Below are 21,364 nucleotides of genomic sequence, written 5' to 3'. Positions count from 1 at the left end.
CAGAGAAGTTAAGCCCATGTGCGCAGATGGTACTGCGAAAGCGGGAGAGTATGTCGCCGCCTTCTTTAAACCCTTCACAGTGATGTGAGGGGTTTTTTTATGCCCGAAAGTGAAGGAAGTAGTGTTATACGTTACAGGTTGCAGGTTTGGTATACCGCCTCTAACCTGCAACCTGTAACTTGTAACCTGCAACCAGAATGCCTTACGACTTAATATAATCTTCATATTCCCGGTAAAAAGCCTCGAATTGCATCATTTTTTCATTGAAGAATTCCATGGTCTCCTGCCAGCTGTTTTTATTGTGAATGGAAACTCCCGTTTTTTCCACGTATACCCGCGATATTTCTTTGTCGTTGTCCAGGAAATACACATCTTCAAAAACCGCTTCCGGAAGGTATTCGTTCGTTAAAATACTTTTCAGCGATTCCAGTTTCTGGTAATAATGTATCCGGTCTTCGAGGTCCTGGCTTTCTATATCGAGTGTTACCAGCGCTTTTTTGGTGTCGAAGTGGAATTTAAAGGAAAACCCTTTTATTTTGGTGTTGTATAATATCCATTTCCGGGGGTAGGACTTCCCGAAAGAGGTCCAGAATTCCTGTCTTAATTTCCTGGATTCTTCTCTGCTGAACATGGTTATAGTATATATGCTATTAGAATACCTGCGATAATAACGGCCAGTTTGGTAAGATTAAACTTGTGCCCCTCCGAACTTTCAAAAAGGATAATGGTAGAGATATGCAGAAAAATACCGATGATCAATGCCGATATGGGGGCGTGGAACTTTTCAATACCGTTTATGTGCTCGCCTAAAAAAGTACCCAGTGGGGTCATCAGGGCAAACAGGCTTACAAATGCTGCGATATGCCATTTCTTCATTCCCGTTTTCAGGAAAAAGGCCGTCAGTACTATGGCAACAGGCATTTTATGCACTACGATTCCGTAGACAAGCGTGTCGTGGCGGTGCAATGGAAATCCTTCCAGAATAGAATGTATACTCAGGCTGATGAACAACAGCCAGGGAAATGTCTGCATGTTTCCCGGGGCATGTACATGGCCGTGTTCCGCACCCTTGGAAAAGAATTCAAGGAATATCTGCAACAAAATTCCCAACATAATGAATATGCCGACGGTTTTTCCTGCTTCCTCATGGTAAATTTCCGGAAGCAGGTTAAATACGGTAAGGGACAATAAAAAAGCCCCGCTAAAGGCCAGGAACAGCTTCAGGTATTTTCCCTCCTTCGGTTTTATCAGGATAACAAACAGGAACCCGATAAGGACGGTTATGATGGGCAAAAGGTAATCTATCATTAATCTGTGTTTGAAGATTGCGCTATGTGGCAATAAACAAAAGGCAGCGCTTTTTTTATCAAAGGGCTAAATTAACGTATTTTTGCCTTTTATAAGAAATGCGATATGGGAAATAATTACAGCATGGTGGCCAAGACCCTGTTTGGTTTTGAGGATATTTTAGCTGACGAATTGCGAAACCTGGGAGCTATGCAGGTGGAAAAAGGAGTGAGAAGCGTCTCGTTCATGGGTGATAAAGGATTTATGTACAAGGCCAATCTGTGCCTTCGTACGGCACTCAAGATCGTAAAACCCATCCGCTCGTTCAGGGTCAGGAATGAAAAAGACCTGTATGACGGGGTGTATAACATTCCCTGGGAAAGTTTTATGAGCGTACACCAGACGCTGGCCGTGGATGCTGTGGTCCATTCGGAAAAATTTAACCACACCCTGTATGTGGCCCTGAAAACCAAAGATGCCATAGTGGACAGGTTCCGGAATAAAAGTGGCAAAAGGCCCGATGTAGACCTGAAACACCCCGACCTGAAGATCAGTGTACACATCCAGAAAGATAGTTGTACCATTTCCCTGGACAGTTCCGGGGCATCCCTGCACCACCGGGGATACCGGACGGCTACCAATATAGCACCGATCAATGAAGTCCTCGCTGCCGGAATGCTGTTGCTCAGTGGATGGGACGGGCAATCTGACTTTCTCGACCCCATGTGTGGCAGCGGTACCATCCCGGTAGAAGCAGCCATGATAGCCTGTAATATTCCGGCCAATATAAACCGCAGAGAATTTGCGTTCGAAAAATGGGGGGACTTCGATCCGGACCTGTTCGAAAAAGTAACCGAAAGCAGTCTCAATAAGGCCAGGGAATTTCATCACAAGATATATGCTTATGACAAGGCCCCTTCGGCAGTGCGAAAGACAAAGGACAATGTGCACAATGCCAATCTCAGCGAATATATCGAGATAGAACAGCAGGATTTTTTTAGTACGGAGAAAAACGTCACGGGAAAACTCCATATGGTCTTTAACCCGCCCTACGGAGAACGCCTGGCCCTGGATATGGAGCGTTTCTACAAGGGAATAGGCGATACGTTAAAGCAAAACTACCCGAATACGGAGGCCTGGTTTATCACCTCCAATATGGAAGCCCTGAAGCACGTGGGCCTTCGCCCGTCAAGAAAGATAAAACTGTTTAACGGACGCCTGGAAAGCAAGCTCGTAAAATACGAGATATACGAGGGGAGCAAAAAGGCAAAATGGCAACAATAATTCTAGGGTTACGATTTACGATTTGTGAATTTAAAATTGTAAATCGCAATCCGTAAATCATAAATTCAAATGAAATACAAACACAGGGCCCTGCTCTACAACTTTATCTGTTTTGCAGCGATTTTTATCCTCGCCCGCGCGGCGCTGCATTATTTCCTGCCCGGTTATAACTTCTGGACAGCGGTAATTTCGGCGGTCATAGCGATGGTACTGGCTCCTAAATTTATAGTGGTGAAAACCGCGTCCGGTGAAAAACTGTTTGTAAAGTGGCTGTTCTCTTCCCCGAAAGAGATAAAATAAATGTATTAATTTCTATACAACCCTCTGTGTCACTTCGTGCCTGCTTTGTGAACCTTTGTTAAAGCCCGTATAACATGAAAAAACACAAAGACCATAATTTTTTTCACAAGGGTTGCGAAGTTAGGGGGGGATGTATTGCTCAATGAACTTTTATTCTTCTGTCCCCGTCTTATTGAGAACTCCTTTTTTGGTTTTCTTGAATATAGGGATGAGATAGGACAGGGTGTAATTGAAAGTAAGGCCAAACCTGCTACCGTCCGTAACTTTTTGAAAGCCGGGGACCCATAAATTGGCGTAGGCATCCGGCGGAGTATCGTTCAGAAGATAGGCGAGCCTCACCGTGCCACCCAGATAGAGGTTGTTGAACAATTCCACTTTCATTCCGAACAGGACTTCCAGCCATTGAGCATTTAGGCCACTGTATTCCCCGAGTATATTTTCATCGGTACCGGGCAGGTTGTTTTCCTCCCAATACGGGCTGGTGGTATAGATGCGATATTCCTCCAGGTCCTGGCTAAATGTGGTCACTCCCAGTCGTCCGCCTGCAAATATCAGGTTTTCCATACCGTACCAGTTCTCATAGAGGTTGTAGTCTATCCCGGCCTTGAGATAGCTCCCTGATGTGGTAAAGGTGTAAAGGGTTTCTTTGGTCGTCTTTTTTTCGGTTCCGAGTTCTGCGGCGATATACAGGTTTTTGGAGATGCGGAAATCCCCGGCCAGTTCCAGTCCGTTATAATTATCGCTGGTAAAGGAACGTATGGGCTTGCTCAGGTCTATACCCAACCGGAGGCCGTATTTTTCCTTGTAAACAATACTGTCTTTTTTGCTTTCCTCATTGTCCTGGGCCGCCCCCCGGAAGATGCAGCATATGAGAAAAACAATACTAATGAAATATCTTGACATGGGTGGTGTTTTGATTTTCTACTGTGGGATTAGCAACCTCAAGGTATGATATCCAGCGATTTTCATCCTCCTGGTCCTCGATGACATTGAGTTCGGAATAATTGGTGATGAATCCGCAGGCCCTGGAAATAAACTGCTGCTCCGTCCGGTAATCGAAAGTAAGGGTGTCTGCATTTGTTACGGTAATGGTATCGCCTGCATCGGTGATTTCCTGTGTATGCCGGGTAAAGGCATAGATGGTTTCGTTGGCAAATACCTTTAGAGGGATCGCTATGGAGTCGATATAAGTACTGTCTGCAAAGGTTTCAACAGGTTTGTCCTTGTCCCTGCCTATAACGCGAAGGGACGGGACTTCCTTGAGGCTTCCCGGGTCATTATCATTGTGAAAAGTGATCACTACTAAAGGGGTAGTAGCCGAGTCTTCCGGGCATATATCGTCCTTTTCACAACCCAGAAGGAAGACGGCGGCCAGGCCGGTCAGGAAAAATGCTAGAGCAAGTCTTTTCACCAGGATGAGATTTTAGTTAAAAGTTTCATATATACTGAGTTTTTTGAGGCCCGAAGTCGGAAGTTCGAAGTTTTAAAAAGGATTAAACTACCTTGAACTTCCGACCTCGGACTTCCGACTTTATAATGTTTATCGTTTTTCCAAAAGTACAACATTTTCTACGTGATGGGTCTGCGGGAACATATCAACGGGTTGTACCCGGGCTACCCGGTACATCCCGTCCATAAGGGCCAGGTCCCTGGCTTGTGTGGCACTGTTACAACTTACATATACGATCTTTTGGGGTGCGATGTCCAGTAGCTGTGCCACTACATCCTTGTGCATGCCGTCCCTTGGCGGATCCGTGATAATAACATCGGGTATGCCGTGATGTGATATAAAATCCTCATTGAATACCTTTTTCATATCCCCCGTAAAGAACTCAACGTTCCTTATATCGTTTAATTGTGCATTGCTCCTGGCATCCTCGATGGCTTCCGGCACTGCTTCCACACCGATAACCTTTTTTGCCTTTTTGGCGATGAATTGCGCTATGGTTCCGGTTCCGGTATAGAGGTCATACACCAGTTCGTCTCCGGAAAGCCCGGCAAAATCACGGGCCACCTTGTAGAGCACATAAGCCTGCTCGGAATTGGTCTGGTAAAAAGACTTGGCGTTGATCTTAAATCTAAGTCCTTCCATTTCCTCAAAGATATGATCCCTGCCGTGGTAGCAGATCACCTCCTGGTCGTAAATGGTATCGTTAGGTTTGCTGTTGATCACGTATAGCAGCGAAGTGATCTCCGGGAACCGTGCCGTCATATGGTCCATTAACAACTTAATACCGTCGCTGTCCGCTTCGAAAAATTGCAGTAATACCATGATCTCCCCGGTAGAGGATATCCGTATCATCACAGTGCGCAGCAGTCCGGCTTGTTGTCTCGGATTAAAAAAAGACAGGCCGTTTTTTACGGAAAAGTCTTTGATCTCCAGTCTTATGGTATTGGATGGGTCTTCCTGCAAGTGGCATTTTTTGATGTCCAGGATCTTGTCCCACATCCCAGGGATATGAAAGCCCAATGCATTCTTGTTCTGCAGTTCTTCCCCGCTGTCGATTTCCTCCTGGGTGAGCCACCTGCTGTCTGAAAAGGAAAATTCCATTTTGTTCCGGTAAAAGAACTGTTTGGCAGAGCCAAGTATGGGCTCGGGTTCGGGAATGTCTATTTTTCCCAGGCGTTTCAGGTTGTTTTCTATCTCTCTTTGTTTGTAGAAAAGCTGGTCTGCATAGCGCATGTTCTGCCATTTGCACCCGCCACACACCCCGAAATGTTCGCAACGCGGTTCTTCCCTCTTTTCGGAGTACCGGTGGAATTTCATGGCTTTCCCCTCAAAGTATGCTTTTCTCTTTTTTGTGGTCTGTACGTCTACCACATCCCCCGGAATGGCGTTAGACAGGAAAATGACCCTTCCGTCCGGGGCCTTGGCAATGCCTTTGCCCTTAGCACCGGCATCCGTGACCTCGACACTTTCAAAAAACGGTTTTCTGCTCTTTCTCGACATGAGGCAAAAATAAGGTTTATTTGTGAAGTACGAAGTCAGAAGTACGAAGTTAAAAAGATGAAGACTCTCCCCTTGCCTGTGCTGAGTCCTTCGGCAGATTTGAGATAAACTAACGCCGAAGTAAGGGGAGATGCCGCAGGCAGAGGGGTGTTCCCCGAAAAATGGGTCAAAACCTCCCTCAGAAGCCCCCGGATGTAACAAATAAATGCTACTTTTGAAAAAACAATCCTACCCTAAAATGAATCGTTTCGACCGGATCACTACTATTCTTATTCAACTGCAATCCAAAAGGGTGGTAAAAGCACAGGACCTCGCCGATCGTTTTGAGGTTAGCCTGCGGACGATCTACCGGGACATCCGTACGCTGGAAGAAGCCGGAGTGCCACTGTATGGCGAGGCCGGAGTAGGGTATTCCATTGTGGACGGATATCGCCTTCCTCCCGTGATGTTCACTAAGGAAGAGGCAATGGCCTTTGTCACTGCCGAAAAACTCATGGAAAGGCTTACGGACAAGGTTATCCAGAAACATTTCCAGTCGGCCATGTACAAGGTGAAATCCGTGCTAAGGGGCAGTGAAAAGGACTTTGTGGAAAACCTGGAATCCCAGATCCATGTACGGGACAGGCAGATACGAAGGCCCGAGGCCATACCGGGAAACATACTGGAGGTATTGTTCCGGGGTATATCGGAGAAGAAAGTGGTGAAAATGACATACAGGGCACTTGGGCGTGAAGAAAAGACCGAACGCTTTATAGAGCCCATCGGGGTATATCACGAAAACGACCACTGGTATACCATAGGCTATTGCCACCTCCGGGAAGATTACCGCCATTTCCGGGCCGACCGCATTTACGATATCCGGCTTACGGACAGGGACAGGCTGTCTGAAAGGGCAACATTGCAGGAATACCAGGAACAGTGGGAGAAAAAAAGGAGCTCTTATACCATGCAAAAGGTGGTTATCCGGGTAGAGAAAAGCATTATCATGTATTTACAGGAAAGAAAATACTATTTTGGCTTTGTATCGGAAACTGAAAAAGATAACATGATAGAAATGACCTTTTTAACCGCTTCCCTGGAAAACGGTTTCGTCCGGTGGTACCTGACGTTTGCCGACTATGCCGAGATCGTGGAGCCTGTGTCCTTAAAAAAGAAGATCAGGGATATCGTGGAGAAAATTTCCGAAAGAATTTAGATAGTTTCTTAGCTTTTGCTCTGCGTAAAAAGACTTCGAAACAAAGTTTTTTTCATCTGTGAAATAACTGTTGACACAGGGTTGTCATAAGGCACCCCTAACTTTGCTTTGTACAAATAAAAAAGCAAAAAATGGAAACAAAAATGAATAAAAAGACCAGAACCCGGGAAGAACGATCGCTCCGCCCGGATAAAGGAGGTCTTACTGCCCAAACACCCCGGACGACCGTAGCGGAAAAGACCGGGGCAGCACATTTAACCGGCCGCATCTCGGAATTATCCATATTCGGATTATTGTGGGGTTGATCCCTGCCTGAAGTGAGATTGAAAAAAGATTGAAAAAGATTGATGGAAGATTGAATCCCGATCGCTATCGGGAGATTGATTTGAAATGTTTCAATCTCGTTCAATCTTTCCGTGTAGCGAGATTCAATCTACGATCAATCTTTTGTTAGCATGGAAAGGACACATAAAAGAACCGAAGGCGATGCCCTGAGTTTACCGAACGGGCGATGCCCTGAGCCCTTCGATAAACTCAGGAACCACCTGTCGAAGGGGATAAAACTTAGGCGATTTCTTAGTGAAATCGCTTAAGTTTTGCTAATTTGCATCGTAGGATGATTTCTCTCCTTGGAAATTTGAACAATTCTTTAAAGAAGGAATAATAAAGTATCATTTTAAAAATCAGTAAAGAATGACTATCACAGAACAACTTACCTCGCAAGATGCCATTAACCTGGAGAATAATTATGGTGCGCATAATTATCACCCGTTACCGGTTGTTCTAAGTAAAGGAGAAGGAGTGCACGTGTGGGATGTGGAAGGCCAGAGATATTACGATTTTCTGTCCGCTTATTCTGCTGTGAACCAGGGGCATTGTCACCCTAAGATCGTGGGGGCTATGGAAGAACAGGCAAAGAAGCTCACACTGACTTCCAGGGCTTTTTATAACGATATGCTCGGAAGGTTCGAGAAATACATCACAGGATACTTTGGGTTCGACAAGGTATTGCCCATGAATACGGGGGCTGAAGCCGTGGAGACTGCCATAAAGATATGCCGTAAATGGGCCTATGAAAAGAAAGGAGTGGCCGAACAGGATGCCAGGATCATTGTATGTGAAAATAACTTTCACGGCAGGACCACGACCATTATTTCATTTTCCAATGACGAAGATGCCCGTAAGAATTTCGGACCCTATACGCCCGGGTTCATTAAAATACCTTATGACGATACCGATGCCCTGGAGCAGGTGCTGAAGACCGAAGAAAACATAGCGGGCTTTCTCGTGGAACCTATCCAGGGCGAAGCCGGGGTATATGTGCCTTCGGACGGATACCTGAAAAAAGCTGCCGCTCTGTGTAAAGCACATAACGTACTCTTTATAGCCGACGAGATCCAGACCGGTATAGCGAGGACCGGAAAATTGCTGGCCGTACATCACGAAGACGTAAAGCCAGATGTACTTATTCTCGGAAAAGCCCTTTCCGGCGGAACTTACCCGGTGTCTGCCGTACTGGCGGACGATACGATCATGGAGGTCATAAAACCGGGACAGCACGGTTCTACTTTCGGAGGAAACCCGGTGGCGGCTGCGGTGGCCATGGCAGCGCTTGATGTCATAGAAGAAGAAAAACTTGCGGACAATGCCGAAGAACTGGGACGTTTCTTCAGGGAAGGAATGCAAAAATATATAGACGGTTCCGGTATTGTAAAACTCGTAAGGGGAAAAGGACTGCTCAATGCCATAGTGATTAACGATTCCGAAGACAGCAGCACGGCCTGGGATATATGTGTGGCCCTGAAAGAAAACGGCCTGTTGGCAAAACCTACCCACGGAAATATCATTCGTTTTGCACCACCCCTGGTAATGAACAAAGAACAGCTGGAAGACTGCATCCGCATTATTACCAAAACCCTGAAGGCGTTTGAGTAAGGCTGGTTTTTAGATAAGAATAGTCGAAAATTAAAAATGCGAGAACTCAAAGTTCTCGCATTTTTTATGGATATAAATTAAAGAAAATGTCAGTTTAGCTTTTTTCCTGTTTAGGGGGCTTAGCGTTTTTCAATATAAAATAACCTATTGTTCCCCCTATCATGGAAGCTGCAAAGATACCCATTTTGGCTTCCAGGATATACTCTTCGGCATTGGTTTTAAACGCCAGCTCTGTAATGAACAGCGACATGGTAAAACCAATACTGGCCAGCAGGGCTACCCCGTAGATATGTTTCCAGGAAAGATCTGAAGGGAGGGTAGCGATCTTTAACTTGGTCATGAGTTTGGTAAAGCCCAGAACACCGATGAATTTACCGAGAACAAGCCCCAGGATAATACCGATACTGACATTGCTGGTGATATTGTGCCAGAAATCTCCTGAAAACGTAACACCTGCATTGGCCAGGGCAAAAACCGGCATCACGACGAAACTGACCAGGGAATGCATGGAATGCTCCAGTCTTTGCAGGGGGGTAAGCGCTGCCTTGGAATAGATCCTTACCTGTTCCAGTACGTGTTGCTGCTGGGGGGTCTTTAACCGTTTGGTACGGCCTTCCAGGTTGTCGTATTCATCGACCAGGTTTCTCAGTTTCTCTACATATATTTTGTCTCTTACCTTGGAGCTTGCCGGGATGGTGAAAGCGGCCAGTACTCCTGCAATAGTGGCATGTACCCCTGAAAACAGGAATGCAAGCCACAGGCCTCCGATACCTATAATACCATAGAATACCGGCGCACGGACTCCCAGGCGGTTGGCAGCCAGTAGTAATATGAGGAAGATACCCCCAACGATAAGGCTGTGTGTATCGATATCGGAAGTGTAGAACAGGGCGATAACCAATACTGCTCCCAGGTCGTCAGCGATGGCAAGCGCTGTAAGGAATACTTTCAGCGAAACCGGTACCCTGTCGCCCAGCAGGTAAAGAATACCCAGGGCAAAAGCAATATCTGTGGCCATGGGGATCCCCCATCCGCCAACGGCATTGGAATCGTGGTTGAAGATCAGGTAAATAGCTGCCGGGAAGATCATTCCCCCGAGGGCGGCCATTAAAGGCAGAATGGCCTTTTTAGGCCTGGACAGCTCGCCGGCGATCATTTCCCGCTTCAGTTCCAGTCCCACCACAAAAAAGAAAATGGCCATAAGGCCGTCATTTACCCAGTGGTGCAGGTTGTTGGTAACCTCAAAAGTATCGAACCTGATAGCAAATTCGTGTTCCCAGAAATGGTGGTAGGCATCTTTAAAAGGTGAATTGGCAAGGACCAGTGCAACAACAGCCGATAAAAACAAAACGACCCCTCCGGTGGTGGATTTGTTAATAAACCTGCTCATGGGGTCGATCAGTATCTTGTCTATGGGAGTTTTTTTCATATAAAAAGTTAAAAAATAATTTCGTGCCGGGTGTGTCTGAACGACATGAAGTTAAAGAAAGCTAAGATAGGATTTATGCCTTATTTTTTCAACAAATATCAAAAAATTCGATTAAAAAGGCAATGGGCTTTAACGGTTTGCGGGGTAATATTCTAATATTCAAACGAGTTTGGGTGTTCTCGTGGAATCCCAGTGGGGATATCGCAACTCGCCATAACGGTTTTTTCAAAGAAATGCCTTTTTCTTCATGTAAGAAAAAATGTTTTAATTCCTTTAACAAAATTTTGCAGCACAAGGAGACAAATACATTTTAAGGTTGATAGGAGTCAAAAATAGTTCAGGCGATGCCCTTTAATGTGTTTCGATTTTGCTTCTAAAAAGTTGTGGCCCGAGTGGTTAGGTTAGTTTTGTCGGTGTGGCCTGAATAATTTAATAACCCGATCACTAAAAAATAATGCTATGGTTTGCCAAAAACCAGAGCCTTCATTTATCCCATGGTCTTTTCCTGTTCGCCCGGAAGTCCCGTGCATCACATAGGCACATTATCACATTACTTCACCAGTCTTTTTAAAAGCTGAGATAGGGATAATCGTTAAATAAACCTAATGATATGTGTTTTTAAAGAGAACTTGCTACTTTTACGGGTCTTAAAATTTTAAACGTTATGAGAAAATTTACGGCTGCGCTATTTATGTTATGTGCAGCGTTCGGAACCCGGGCACAATCTGAGAACACTCCTTATGTAAAACCCAAGCTCGTGGTCGGTATTGTTGTAGACCAGATGCGATATGATTACCTGACCCGGTTTTGGGAGAGGTATGGCGACGGTGGCTTTAAGCGCCTTATCAACGAAGGCTTTAACTGCAGGAACAATCACTTTAACTATATCCCTACATATACCGGGCCCGGACATGCCTCGGTATATACGGGCACTACCCCCTCTATGCACGGCATTATCGGTAACAACTGGTATGACAAGGAAAATGACGAAATGGTATATTGTGCCGGGGACGATACACAACAGTCCGTTGGAACAACCTCCAAAGCAGGTAAAATGTCGCCACACCGGGTAAAGACCACAACAGTGACCGACCAGCTCCGGCTTGCTACCCAGCTCAAAGGAAAGGTTGTTGGTGTTGCCATCAAGGACAGGGGAGCAATACTCCCGGCCGGGCATGCTGCGAATGCCGCTTACTGGTTTCACGGTAAAGACGAAGGAAAATGGATAAGCAGTTCTTACTATATGGACGAACTCCCTAAATGGGTAGATAAATTCAACCGTTCCGGAAAGGTGAAAGAATATATGACCACCTGGAATACGTTATATGATATAGATACCTATGCAGAAAGCGGACCGGACGATAACCCCTATGAAGGCAAGTTCAAAGGAGAGAAAACACCAACCTTTCCTCACAAACTGAAAAAACTGGAAAAACATAACGGAGGATATGATATCCTGAAATCTACACCCTACGGTAACAGCCTTACTGCCGATTTTGCCCTGGCTGCCATAGACGGAGAAGAACTCGGGCAGGACGATATTACCGATTTCCTGGCATTGAGTTTTTCCTGTACCGATTATGTAGGCCATCAGTTTGGTGTAAATTCCAAAGAAGCTGAAGATACTTACCTGCGGCTCGACAGGGATCTGGCCCGTTTGCTATCGGAGCTGGATAAAAAAGTGGGCAAAGGCGAATATACCGTATTCCTTACAGCCGACCACGGTGCAGTACACGTTCCTGCCTATCTGCAGTCGCTTAAGATCCCTGCGGGGTATTTTAATATCCTGGACTTTACGGTTCACGTAAAGAACTTCGCCAGGGAAAAATACAATGTGGACGGATTGATCTCCAATATCTCCAATGGGCAGATCTTTATAGATCACACAGTAGCCAAGGAACACGACCTGAATATCCGGCAAATACAGGAAGACCTGGTAGAAGAGATCATGCAGTATAAGGATGTGGAAAAGGCATTTACGGCATCTGCATTTACAGGAGCGGAATTTACCGAAAGGCTTACGGCCTTGTTGCAAAGGGGATATAACCAGAAGCGGTCCGGAGATGTGTTGTATGTCCTGGCACCTTCGGTTATCGTGTATTCCAAAACAGGATCTACTCACGGTTCGGGACTGAACTACGATACGCATGCTCCGTTTTTGCTTTATGGTAAAGGAATAAAGAAAGGGAAAAGCACTGTAAAAGAAACCCATATCAATGACATTGCACCGACCATATCGGCACTGCTCGGTATAGGTTTCCCCAGCGGAACTACCGGAAAACCGGTTTTTGAGGCCCTGGAGATAGAAGACTGAGTTCTCTTTTTGAGGAAAACTTATAACAAAGGGGCGCTGTTTCCACAACAGCGCCCCTTTTTGCTGTTTGTTCAGTTAATATTAATAGACCTCGATATTGGATATCAGGGGACAGGCTTTGGCATCGGTAATATTTACGCGGATCTTATCCGTATTCACTGCCCCTGTTTTAAGGATACGTTTGTAGCCTATGGTCGTGCCTTCGGCTATCTTTGCCCACCCGTCTCCCTGCCGGGCCTCCACTGTAAAGGACTTTACCCTTTGTCCCAGGGAGATATATTCCTGTAAAAGGATATAGGAGATCTTCTGATCTTTTTCCAGGTCTATTTCCACAGAAGCTGTTGTTACTCCGTCATCCGTAGCCCAGTAGGATTCCTTGTTTCCATCGGTAACACGGGTAGCGGCATAATCGGGAGATTCTCCCCGGTAAGCGGTTGCTGTTGCCGGAGCATTGGCGGCCAGGTTGGTGCGGAAGGTGTCATCGATCAGCTTTCGCCAGGCTTTGAGGGCAGCCACATCGTTTTCGTGGATCAGGCCTCTTCGGTCCGGGGGAATGTTCAACAGCAGGTTGGAACCACGGCCCACGGAAGTGAGGTAGATCTCAAACAACGCTTCGGCCGATTTTACCAGGGAGTCTTCTTCCTCGTGATAAAACCACCCCGGACGGATAGAGACATCCACTTCGGCAGGGATCCATTGGTTCCCATCTTCAGAACCTGTGGCCAGCAGTTCGTTGATCCCGGCTTTCCCGGCATACAGGGTGTCGTTGGAAATGGTATTCCAGTTGGTCTCTCCTGCCAGGCCGCTTTCATTACCTACCCAGCGGATATCCGGGCCGCCATCGCTGAAAAAGAGCACCTGGGGTTCGAATTGCAGTTGACGTACCATATCGAGGGTGGTGGGCCAGTCGTAATAGGTTTGCCTGTCGATATTCCGGCTTTCCCGTGCCCCGCCGTAGTAGCCGTCCCCGCCGTTGGCTCCGTCGAACCACATTTCAAAGGCAGGGCCGTAGGTAGCGAAGATCTCTTTGAGCTGGTTACGGTAGTATTCTACATATGAGGCTTCCCCGTAATCGGCCCGGTTCCGGTCCCAGGGAGAGAGGTAGACCCCGAATTTGAGTCCGTGGCGTTTACAGGCTTCGGAGACTTCTTTGACAATATCTCCTTCGCCATCCTTGTAAGGGCTGTTTTTAATGGAGTGCTCGGTGAATTTGCTGGGCCACAGGCAAAAGCCGTCGTGGTGTTTGGCTGTGAGGATAACCCCTTTGAACCCGGCTTCTTTCAGGGTGGTGATCCATTGGTCTACATCGGCCTCCGAAGGGTTGAAGATGGAGGGGCTTTCGTCACCAAATCCCCATTCCTTCCCGGTGAAGGTGTTGGTGGTGAAGTGGATAAAGGCATTGAGCTCCATATCCTGCCAGGCCAGTTGCGCTTCGGAAGGAACAGGGCCTACGGCTTCGGGGGCGGATACCTTTTTTTTGGGGGTGCTGCAGGAGCAGAGGGTTAGGATTGTTGCGGTTAACGTGATTAGTTTTTTCATAGTGTATGGTTTTTCATAGGGCGGGGCCCTATGTTAGGATATGGTGCCCTTTCAGGGCGTTTTTTATTGTTGTATTGTGTAGCATAGGGCGTTGCCCTATGTTGAGGTATGATACCCTTTCAGGGTGTTTTAGGCTGAAGGCCTTATATATTTTAGCTTAGGGCGTCGCCCTAAGCTGCAACGTCCTATGCCGCATATGTATATGAATATAGGATGAAATGTTTTTACGCCCTGAAGGGGCAATATAATTAATCCCATAGGTAGCGTTCGTCATAATCAACATTGTATTTTTGGAGAAATTCCAATAATTCCTCCTTAAAATTAGTTTTTTTGTGATGTTGTTTTTGCCTGGCTATATATCTGTATACGACATCTTTTTTTGAACTGCTGACAGAAAAAGCGCCATATCCTCGCTGCCATGCGAATTTTTGATATGCAATTCCTTTGGTTTTTATCCAGCGGCTGCTATTTCTTTTGATATCTTCTATAAATTTTGCCAGGGTGATGGTTTTTGGTAATGTAGATAAAATATGTAGATGGCCTTCCACACCGTTAATAAGGAAAGGAATACCTCCGTTCCTCTTTATTGTATCTCCCATGTAAGCGTATAACTCATTCTCGATTTCCGGTTTTATGAGAGGATACCGCATTTTTGTGCCGAAGACGATGTGGATGATGATTTGTGATAGTGATTGTGCCATGGTGTTGTGTGTTAAGATAGGGCGTTGCCCTATGTTAGGGTATAATACCCTTTCAGGATGTTTTAGGCTGAAAGCCTTATATATCTTAGCGTAGGGCAACGCCCTATGCTGCAATGTCCCATGCTGCAACGCCCTATGTCGTCATAATATGATGAAACATTTTTACGTCCTGAAGGGGCAATATAATTATTTTTCCACAACAAAGGAAAATGCCAGGGCAGAGAGAGTTGTATCCTGTTGAACAGAAGCAGGTAAAAAAACCTTTATTTTATCCCCTTCGCGTTCCCATTTTACATTTTTCCCGTTTTGTAGCAGTTTTATCCTGCTGCCTTTTTTCGGAAGGTTGCCTTTCCATGTTACGGTTTCCGGGATGGCCTCTCCTTCGGGCAGGCAGGCGATGGCGTAGGTTTTCTTTTTCTCCGGGTTTTGAGTGAAGTAAGTGTTTCCGTCTCTGAAATGTTCCACAGTACGGGTATTGTAGATCGCTTCGCCATTTTTGGACATCCAGTTCCCGATCCCCTGTAGACGGTCTATGACTTCCTGCGAAAGGGTGCCATCCGGTCTGGGGCCTACACCCAATAACAGGCTGCCTCCTTTAGCTACAATTTCAACCAGGGAATGCACCACCTTTGCAGCCGATTTAAATTTGTCTCCGGGTACATGGCTCCATGCATTTCCGAGGGTCATACAGCTTTCCCAAGGATTGTCTATCTTTTCGTCGGGGATTCGTTGTTCGGGGGTCTGGTAGTTTTCGTAGGCGCCGTGTACGGTTCGGTCTACCATGAGGATGCCCGGTTGGGCCTTTCGTGCCATGCCGGCTATTTTTGGCATGTCTATGTCCTGGCTCCATTCGGGGATGGGGGCACCCCAGGAGAGCACCTCGTCGTTAACGGTTTCGCGGGGGCGTACCCAGCCGCCATCCAGCCAAAGTATGTCTATGCTACCGTAATTATGCATCAGCTCGGAGATCTGGTTGTAGGTGAATTCCTTGAACTTGTTCCACCTCCAGGGGTTTTTCCGGATGTCGTAATTGTTGTTCCGGGTGGCCGTGGCGTATTTGGGCCACCAGTAGTATTCGGAATGCCAGTCGGGTTTGGAGAAATAGGCACCGATCATAAAACCTTTTTTACGGAAGGCCTCGAATACATATTTGGCAACATCAGCACGCGGGTTATCGGCAAAAGGGCCATTGGAGATCTTGAAATCGGTTTGTTGCGTATCGAACATATTAAAACCGTCGTGGTGTTTGGTGGTAAACACGAGATAGCGCATTCCGGCGGCATCGGCGGCATCGGCCCATTGTTCGGGGTTGAAGTTTACAGGGTTGAACTTTTCACTCAGCCCCCAGTACCATTTTTTGTAATCGTTATAAGTAGTGGTGCTGTCGCGTTCTATCCAGTCTTCCGAACAGATGGACCAGGATTCGATGATCCCGGGAACGGCATAGATACCCCAGTGAATGATCATCCCGAATTTCTGATCCTGCCATTTTTCGAGTTTTTTGATCACTTGCGGATCTTTTGGGGGCTCGTAGGTGGTGGACCTGTGGTGCAGATTGTTTTCCTGTGCCCTTGCGGCAAAACTAAACATAAGGGTCGTACACAGGGTGAGAAGTGTACTTTTGTATGAAATCATAAGGTCTGTGTTTTTGTTGTCCTTTGCGGAAAGCGCCATGGATAAATGGCATTTCCGGTTTACGGCCGATAAGATATAAAAATCTTACGGGTTGTGTATCTCTATGTTACGGGATATTTTAAAATTTGTGTTCAGCCTGATATCTTCAGAAGAGGCCCCTATCATAAGGATGAACTTTCCGGCCTCGGCCACCCATTTACCACGGGTGTTCCAGAGCATGAGGTCTTCCGGTTTCAATTGAAATTCGAGTGTTTTTTCTTCCCCGGCTTTCAGATGTATCCTCCTGAAAGCCTTTAATTGCTTTTTCGGGCTGACCACCGAGCTCACTTCATCGCGGAGGTATAGCTGAACTACCTCGTCGCCGGGGCGCGCCCCGGTGTTTGTGAGGCGGAACCTGGCGTACACGGTGAAATCGTGTTCGTTTTCCTCAACTTTTACTTCGGGTTTGTCGTATTTAAAATCCGTATAGCTGAGCCCATGGCCAAAGCTGTAAAGGGGGGTGGCATCTCCTTCCACATAATTGTGTTCTTCCGGGAAGAGGGTATTATAATAAACGGGCAACTGGCCTACGGACTCAGGGACAGAGATCGGCAGCCTTCCTGCGGGGTTATAATCGCCAAAGAGCACATCGGCAATGGCATTTCCGCCTTCCTGCCCGGGATACCAGGCATCGAGGATGGCAGGGACATTTTCGGAAGGCCAGTTAAGGAGTAACGGACGTCCCTTGATAAGTACCAGTACCGTTGGCGTTCCGGTGTTTACCACGGCCCGGAGTAATTCCATTTGTTTTCCCATAAGGTCCAGGGTAGAACGGTCATAACCTTCACCGCTTTCCATATCGCTAACCACATCGGGTTTTGCATCGGGATCGACGGTTGCTGCTCCTGTCTCTATGTATTTGGTTTTAAAGTCGCGTGCACTGGAGCCGCCCAGTACTACCACAGTCACATCTGCCTGTGCTGCGGCCCGGACTGCCCCGGGAATATCGGTTTGAATGGTGTCGCGGATGGCACAGCCTTTTACATAGGTCACCTTTGCAGAAGAGGAGACCTTGTTGCGGATGCCTTCCAGTACGGTTGTGATATTGTCTTCCGGCTGCGGAGCGGTGTAATCGCCGAGCTGGTTGTAAATGTTGTCTGCATTGGGCCCGATAACAGCTATGTTTTCCAGGTCTTTGGACAATGGCAAAAGGTTGTCCTGGTTTTTAAGCAGGGTCACCGATTCCCTGGCTACCTGCCGGGCGAGTGCTGTATGTTGTTTGTTGCGGACTTCTTTTTCCGCTTTTTCAGGATCTACATAAGGATCTTCGAAAAGCCCCATTTCAAATTTGAGCCGGAGAACCCTGCTGACTGCTGTGTCCAGGACATTTTCCGGAACCTCACCCGATCTCAGGGCTTCCAACAGGGCTTTGCCAAACCCTTTTCCGCCCAGGTCGGCGTCTACTCCGGCAGTGATAGCAAGAGAGGCTGCCTGTTCGGGAGATGCGGCAATATGATGGTCGCCCATAAGGCCTTCGATGCTGCCAAGGTCCGACACTACGAAGCCGTTGAAATCCCATTCTCCGCGGAGAAGGTTGTTGAGCAGCCAGTGATTGGCGGTGCCCGGAACACCGTCTACGGAACTGTAAGCTGTCATTACGGAACGGGCTCCTGCCTTTACGGCATTTTTAAAGGGAGGGAGATAACTTTGGCGCAGTTCTCTTTTTCCTACGTGCACGGCATTGCCATTGTGGCCTCCTTCGGGGACACCATATGCGGCAAAGTGTTTCAGGGTGGATGCAATGTTATACCCGCTTTTGAGGTTGTTTCCCTGGAAGCCTCTTACCATGGCTTCTCCCATTTCACTGTTGAGCACAGGATCTTCGCCATAAGTTTCTTCCACACGCGACCATCGGGGTTCGCGGGCGAGGTCCAGTACGGGGCCATAACCTATGTGGCCGCCTTGTAACCGGGCCTCCCTGGCAATGGCTCCGGCCATTTTTTTAATAAGTTCCGGATGCCATGTGCTGCCCTGTCCGATGGATGTGGGAAAAACTGTTGTGCCGATGGCCATATGCCCGTGCGGGCACTCTTCTGAAAGCAAAAGGGGAATGCCCAGCCTCGTATTTTCCACAGCATATTTTTGCAGGGCATTGGTGGCTTCGGCTGCCTGTCTGGGGCTGAGCCCGGTTTTCAGCGTTTTCCGGGTCCAGGGATCGGCGCGAAGGGTAGCCCAGAGCATGCCTATGTGTTGTTCCTGTATGGCCTGGCGGAAAGTTTTGCTTTCGGTGACTTTATCTCCCTTTTTAGAATACATTTCCCATCCCAGAAGGGTGGAAAGCTGTCCGGCCTTTTCTTCCGGGGTCATGCGTTCCAGCAGGTCCTTTATTCTTAATGAAACAGGGGATGTACTGTCTTTGTATAGGGGAGCGGAGGTATTGGCCTTTTGAGCAAATGATGGTATGTAAGTTACAAAGAATATGATCCCTATGGCATACCGGAGTGTTTTCATGGTTTCGGCGGTTGGTTTTCAAAATTAGTAAGAAAAGAGGCTGTATTAGTAATTACAACCTCTTTTTCGGTTTAGATAGTTAATTAGGCAATTCTTTTACCATAATAAGGTTATAAATGTTATGGTAAAAATGAACATAAGGAAATTTTTTCGACCAATGACAGCTCAGAAAGGCTGAAGGAAGTATCAGGTAAGAATGTGTTAGTACAGTTTCTTATGTGATTGTGTACGGGGAAGGCCCCGGATTTTTAAACGGATCTAAAAGTTTGTTTGATAATTTTCCGGAGACCAGAATAGGAGAAGTATGCGAAATGCAAAGTAATTTAAAAAAAATCGAAGGATATGTGTTTTAATAAAAATCACCGGGGTGTATTTTTTACCCCGGTGATGAAAAATTTTAAGAGACAGTTTCAAAAAAAGATTAATTTTTGTCTGTTGTTCTGTCTATGGTTTTGGTCCGGCACCATATTCTGGATTTTCCTTATCGAACCAGATCCTTTCTGAATTTAGGGTAGATGGATTGTTGGTTCCTGTTGTAAATCCTTGTTCCTCGGCAGCTTTGACCTGATTTTCATAATTTTTGCTATCCTCTGTAGGAGTCCCAAATACAAAACGACGGGGAACAGACAGTTCCGTGCCCGAAGCGAGAAATGGGTCCCAGGGTAAATAAGCACTTTCGGTTTTTGGGATACCTGAGCGCCGAACCAGGGTCCACAAATCTCCCGGAGTCCCGGCAAAATTGATGTATTGCTGGATGTATACCTTTTCCAGGCCATCGGTGCTAAGGTCATAGGCAGGTTGTTCCAGTAGGTTTACTATTTCCGACAACTTGAGGCGGGTAGAGGCGGCCTCGGCCTCGTTGAGATCGATATATACGGGGTCATTTTCATAATAAGGCATCCCGTTGTTTTTAGACAAAGCGTCCAATCGCCTTACAGATAATTCCACTCCTCTGTCAAAATATTCCTGTGCAGACCTGGGAAGGTTAGCCCCTAACAATTGGAATTCGGCCAGATATAAATTGGTTTCTGCAGAAGATCCCAGAATAACATTTAAGCCGGGGTAGCTGTCTTTTTGTTCAATAACCCTTCCCCCGGGCTTTGTGGGGTAGGTGTGATTAAATTGTGTACGTGTTATTCTCTCCGAATAGTTGGAAGTGGAGGTGTAAGATTTTTCTACATCACCGATTTTTATCCTGTTGAGCTCACTTTGTTTGAAATAAGGATCGTATTCAGAATCATATTGAGCATTTGGTGACAGAGGGACTCCAAAATAGCGTACCCAGGGCTCGCCCGGAGCTTTCCAATTGGAAAAATTTCCGCTAGCATCCCTGTTTACATATTGGTCGATATACGGAGGAAGGTCTTTTCCAGCATCTATAAATGCCTGCACTACTTCTGCGTTAAATTCGTTTTTGGTAAACAGAAAACGAAGCCTGGGGTCCTTATTGGCAACCATAAAGTCCACAATATTCTTGCCTGCAGTACCCGGTTGGGTTCCATTACCGGTACCATAGTACAGAACACCTCTTGTATAGATAAAATCATCTTCCAGGTTATCCATATATCCTGCCGGGGAGTTTGCTACTTCTTCGGCTATTTTTAATGCCCTGGGGCGATCTTTATTGATTAGCCTAACCGCTATTTTCAGCTTGAGAAGGTTGCAGAATTTGGCCCATTTTCCATAATTGCCCCCGTAGATCATATCCTGATCACCCATATCGTATTGATTGGAGGTCATAAGCTCTGGGATAGCGGCGTCTAACTCTTCCAACCAGGTATTGAACAAGGTTTCCTGATTGTCATATACCGGTGTTAACAAAGGCGGGTCTGTGTATCCGGCCAATGCTGCTTCACTATATACCCTGGCCCCCAGGTTGTCTGTCTGTGTTATTGCAGGTTGAATGAGTATGGGAAAGGTCATGGCCCGCATGGCTCGCCTAACAGACCTGTCCTCTTGTTCCATGCTATCAATCCTTGTTCTGATATCTCTTATGTTGGGAAAAAGAGAAGCGTAAATGTTATGTCCTCCCGCGGGACCCATATTTACGAACTGTTCTTCATTTGCCAGGTCAATAGTCGTTAACTGGCTCCAGGGGAATGTATATCTGAAGTTATTGTAGAACCAAAGCGTATAATCGTCGTTATACATTTGTTCTATGGACTTGGTGATGGAGAACCTTAAATCCGGATCTACTACGGTAGAAGGATCTGTATTTTGTTCTGCAAAATCGTCTTTAGCACATCCGGTCGCTATGAGGAGGAGCGAGATCAGCGATTTTTTTAATATGTTTTTCATTTTTATT

At 46.5% G+C, this 21,364-nt stretch carries 17 protein-coding genes; 6 read left to right on the top strand and 11 right to left on the bottom strand.

The window, feature by feature from the left end:
- Window positions 1–202: 202 nt before the first annotated feature.
- Together KN811_RS17610 and KN811_RS17605 are read right to left on the bottom strand one after the other, a co-directional pair.
- Complete coding sequence (locus KN811_RS17610; protein ID WP_187966003.1) at window positions 203–631, bottom strand: DUF4268 domain-containing protein; 429 nt, start codon at window positions 629–631, stop codon at window positions 203–205.
- 2 nt (window positions 632–633) lie between these two features.
- Window positions 634–1,308, bottom strand: coding sequence for a ZIP family metal transporter (locus tag KN811_RS17605; RefSeq protein ID WP_187966002.1), 675 nt, complete (start codon window positions 1,306–1,308; stop codon window positions 634–636).
- Between the two features lie 105 nt (window positions 1,309–1,413).
- Between KN811_RS17605 and KN811_RS17600 the strand changes: the two genes are divergently transcribed.
- Window positions 1,414–2,571, top strand: coding sequence for a THUMP domain-containing class I SAM-dependent RNA methyltransferase (locus KN811_RS17600; RefSeq protein WP_187966001.1), 1,158 nt, complete (start codon window positions 1,414–1,416; stop codon window positions 2,569–2,571).
- A gap of 69 nt (window positions 2,572–2,640) precedes the next feature.
- Window positions 2,641–2,871: a hypothetical protein gene (locus tag KN811_RS17595; protein WP_187966000.1), complete on the top strand. Its 231-nt coding sequence runs from the start codon at window positions 2,641–2,643 to the stop codon at window positions 2,869–2,871.
- A 150-nt stretch (window positions 2,872–3,021) separates the two neighbouring features.
- Here KN811_RS17595 and KN811_RS17590 read toward each other — a convergent pair whose 3' ends face one another.
- The 3 genes from KN811_RS17590 to rlmD all read right to left on the bottom strand — a co-directional run bounded on the left by KN811_RS17590 (window position 3,022) and on the right by rlmD (window position 5,821).
- Complete coding sequence (locus KN811_RS17590; protein ID WP_187965999.1) at window positions 3,022–3,774, bottom strand: DUF6048 family protein; 753 nt, start codon at window positions 3,772–3,774, stop codon at window positions 3,022–3,024.
- The gene (locus tag KN811_RS17585; RefSeq protein ID WP_187965998.1) at window positions 3,755–4,282 is read right to left on the bottom strand and encodes a DUF6452 family protein; all 528 of its coding nucleotides are present in this window, start codon (window positions 4,280–4,282) and stop codon (window positions 3,755–3,757) included. Before KN811_RS17585 ends, KN811_RS17590 begins: the two co-directional genes overlap by 20 nt.
- Before the next feature lie 129 nt (window positions 4,283–4,411).
- Window positions 4,412–5,821 carry a 23S rRNA (uracil(1939)-C(5))-methyltransferase RlmD gene (gene rlmD / locus KN811_RS17580; RefSeq protein WP_187965997.1) on the bottom strand — a complete coding sequence of 470 codons (1,410 nt, stop codon included), beginning with the start codon at window positions 5,819–5,821 and terminating at the stop codon, window positions 4,412–4,414.
- A gap of 238 nt (window positions 5,822–6,059) precedes the next feature.
- Between rlmD and KN811_RS17575 the strand changes: the two genes are divergently transcribed.
- From KN811_RS17575 to rocD, 3 genes are all read left to right on the top strand, one after another.
- Window positions 6,060–7,016 (top strand): helix-turn-helix transcriptional regulator, encoded by a 957-nt coding sequence (locus KN811_RS17575; RefSeq protein ID WP_187965996.1) that lies wholly within the window; start codon window positions 6,060–6,062, stop codon window positions 7,014–7,016.
- Between the two features lie 131 nt (window positions 7,017–7,147).
- Window positions 7,148–7,321: a hypothetical protein gene (locus KN811_RS17570; protein ID WP_187965995.1), complete on the top strand. Its 174-nt coding sequence runs from the start codon at window positions 7,148–7,150 to the stop codon at window positions 7,319–7,321.
- A gap of 388 nt (window positions 7,322–7,709) precedes the next feature.
- Window positions 7,710–8,951: an ornithine--oxo-acid transaminase gene (gene rocD, locus KN811_RS17565; RefSeq protein WP_187965994.1), complete on the top strand. Its 1,242-nt coding sequence runs from the start codon at window positions 7,710–7,712 to the stop codon at window positions 8,949–8,951.
- Window positions 8,952–9,045: 94 nt separating this feature from the next.
- On the opposite strand, the gene nhaA is transcribed toward rocD, so the two are convergent.
- Window positions 9,046–10,380 (bottom strand): Na+/H+ antiporter NhaA, encoded by a 1,335-nt coding sequence (gene nhaA, locus KN811_RS17560; protein ID WP_187965993.1) that lies wholly within the window; start codon window positions 10,378–10,380, stop codon window positions 9,046–9,048.
- A gap of 664 nt (window positions 10,381–11,044) precedes the next feature.
- Here nhaA and pafA point away from each other — a divergent pair.
- Complete coding sequence (gene pafA / locus KN811_RS17555; RefSeq protein WP_187965992.1) at window positions 11,045–12,694, top strand: alkaline phosphatase PafA; 1,650 nt, start codon at window positions 11,045–11,047, stop codon at window positions 12,692–12,694.
- An 81-nt stretch (window positions 12,695–12,775) separates the two neighbouring features.
- Here pafA and KN811_RS17550 read toward each other — a convergent pair whose 3' ends face one another.
- From KN811_RS17550 to KN811_RS17530, 5 genes are all read right to left on the bottom strand, one after another.
- On the bottom strand, window positions 12,776–14,233 hold the full coding sequence (locus tag KN811_RS17550; protein WP_187965991.1) for an alpha-L-fucosidase: 1,458 nt from the start codon (window positions 14,231–14,233) through the stop codon (window positions 12,776–12,778).
- A gap of 248 nt (window positions 14,234–14,481) precedes the next feature.
- Entirely contained in the window at window positions 14,482–14,934 is a 453-nt protein-coding gene (locus tag KN811_RS17545; RefSeq protein WP_187965990.1) for a transposase, read from the bottom strand.
- 186 nt (window positions 14,935–15,120) lie between these two features.
- The gene (locus KN811_RS17540) at window positions 15,121–16,569 is read right to left on the bottom strand and encodes an alpha-L-fucosidase (protein ID WP_187965989.1); all 1,449 of its coding nucleotides are present in this window, start codon (window positions 16,567–16,569) and stop codon (window positions 15,121–15,123) included.
- 84 nt (window positions 16,570–16,653) lie between these two features.
- Window positions 16,654–19,059 (bottom strand): glycoside hydrolase family 3 N-terminal domain-containing protein, encoded by a 2,406-nt coding sequence (locus tag KN811_RS17535; protein ID WP_187965988.1) that lies wholly within the window; start codon window positions 19,057–19,059, stop codon window positions 16,654–16,656.
- A 444-nt stretch (window positions 19,060–19,503) separates the two neighbouring features.
- Window positions 19,504–21,357, bottom strand: a complete 1,854-nt coding sequence (locus tag KN811_RS17530) for a SusD/RagB family nutrient-binding outer membrane lipoprotein (RefSeq protein WP_187965987.1) — start codon at window positions 21,355–21,357, stop codon at window positions 19,504–19,506.
- Window positions 21,358–21,364: the final 7 nt, after the last annotated feature.

This window comes from Sinomicrobium weinanense (assembly GCF_018863395.1).
GTDB classification, from domain to species: Bacteria; Bacteroidota; Bacteroidia; order Flavobacteriales; family Flavobacteriaceae; genus Sinomicrobium; species Sinomicrobium weinanense.
This window is presented reverse-complemented; position numbering and strand designations above follow the sequence as displayed.

Excerpts from the sequence above, each read along its gene's own strand:
- KN811_RS17610 (WP_187966003.1), bottom strand. The coding sequence starts at position 631 with ATGTTCAGCAGAGAAGAATCCAGGAAATTAAGACAGGAATTCTGGACC.
- KN811_RS17605 (WP_187966002.1), bottom strand. The coding sequence starts at position 1,308 with ATGATAGATTACCTTTTGCCCATCATAACCGTCCTTATCGGGTTCCTG.
- KN811_RS17600 (WP_187966001.1), top strand. The coding sequence starts at position 1,414 with ATGGGAAATAATTACAGCATGGTGGCCAAGACCCTGTTTGGTTTTGAG.
- KN811_RS17595 (WP_187966000.1), top strand. The coding sequence starts at position 2,641 with ATGAAATACAAACACAGGGCCCTGCTCTACAACTTTATCTGTTTTGCA.
- KN811_RS17590 (WP_187965999.1), bottom strand. The coding sequence starts at position 3,774 with ATGTCAAGATATTTCATTAGTATTGTTTTTCTCATATGCTGCATCTTC.
- rlmD (WP_187965997.1), bottom strand. The coding sequence starts at position 5,821 with ATGTCGAGAAAGAGCAGAAAACCGTTTTTTGAAAGTGTCGAGGTCACG.
- KN811_RS17575 (WP_187965996.1), top strand. The coding sequence starts at position 6,060 with ATGAATCGTTTCGACCGGATCACTACTATTCTTATTCAACTGCAATCC.
- KN811_RS17570 (WP_187965995.1), top strand. The coding sequence starts at position 7,148 with ATGGAAACAAAAATGAATAAAAAGACCAGAACCCGGGAAGAACGATCG.
- rocD (WP_187965994.1), top strand. The coding sequence starts at position 7,710 with ATGACTATCACAGAACAACTTACCTCGCAAGATGCCATTAACCTGGAG.
- nhaA (WP_187965993.1), bottom strand. The coding sequence starts at position 10,380 with ATGAAAAAAACTCCCATAGACAAGATACTGATCGACCCCATGAGCAGG.
- pafA (WP_187965992.1), top strand. The coding sequence starts at position 11,045 with ATGAGAAAATTTACGGCTGCGCTATTTATGTTATGTGCAGCGTTCGGA.
- KN811_RS17550 (WP_187965991.1), bottom strand. The coding sequence starts at position 14,233 with ATGAAAAAACTAATCACGTTAACCGCAACAATCCTAACCCTCTGCTCC.
- KN811_RS17545 (WP_187965990.1), bottom strand. The coding sequence starts at position 14,934 with ATGGCACAATCACTATCACAAATCATCATCCACATCGTCTTCGGCACA.
- KN811_RS17540 (WP_187965989.1), bottom strand. The coding sequence starts at position 16,569 with ATGATTTCATACAAAAGTACACTTCTCACCCTGTGTACGACCCTTATG.
- KN811_RS17535 (WP_187965988.1), bottom strand. The coding sequence starts at position 19,059 with ATGAAAACACTCCGGTATGCCATAGGGATCATATTCTTTGTAACTTAC.
- KN811_RS17530 (WP_187965987.1), bottom strand. The coding sequence starts at position 21,357 with ATGAAAAACATATTAAAAAAATCGCTGATCTCGCTCCTCCTCATAGCG.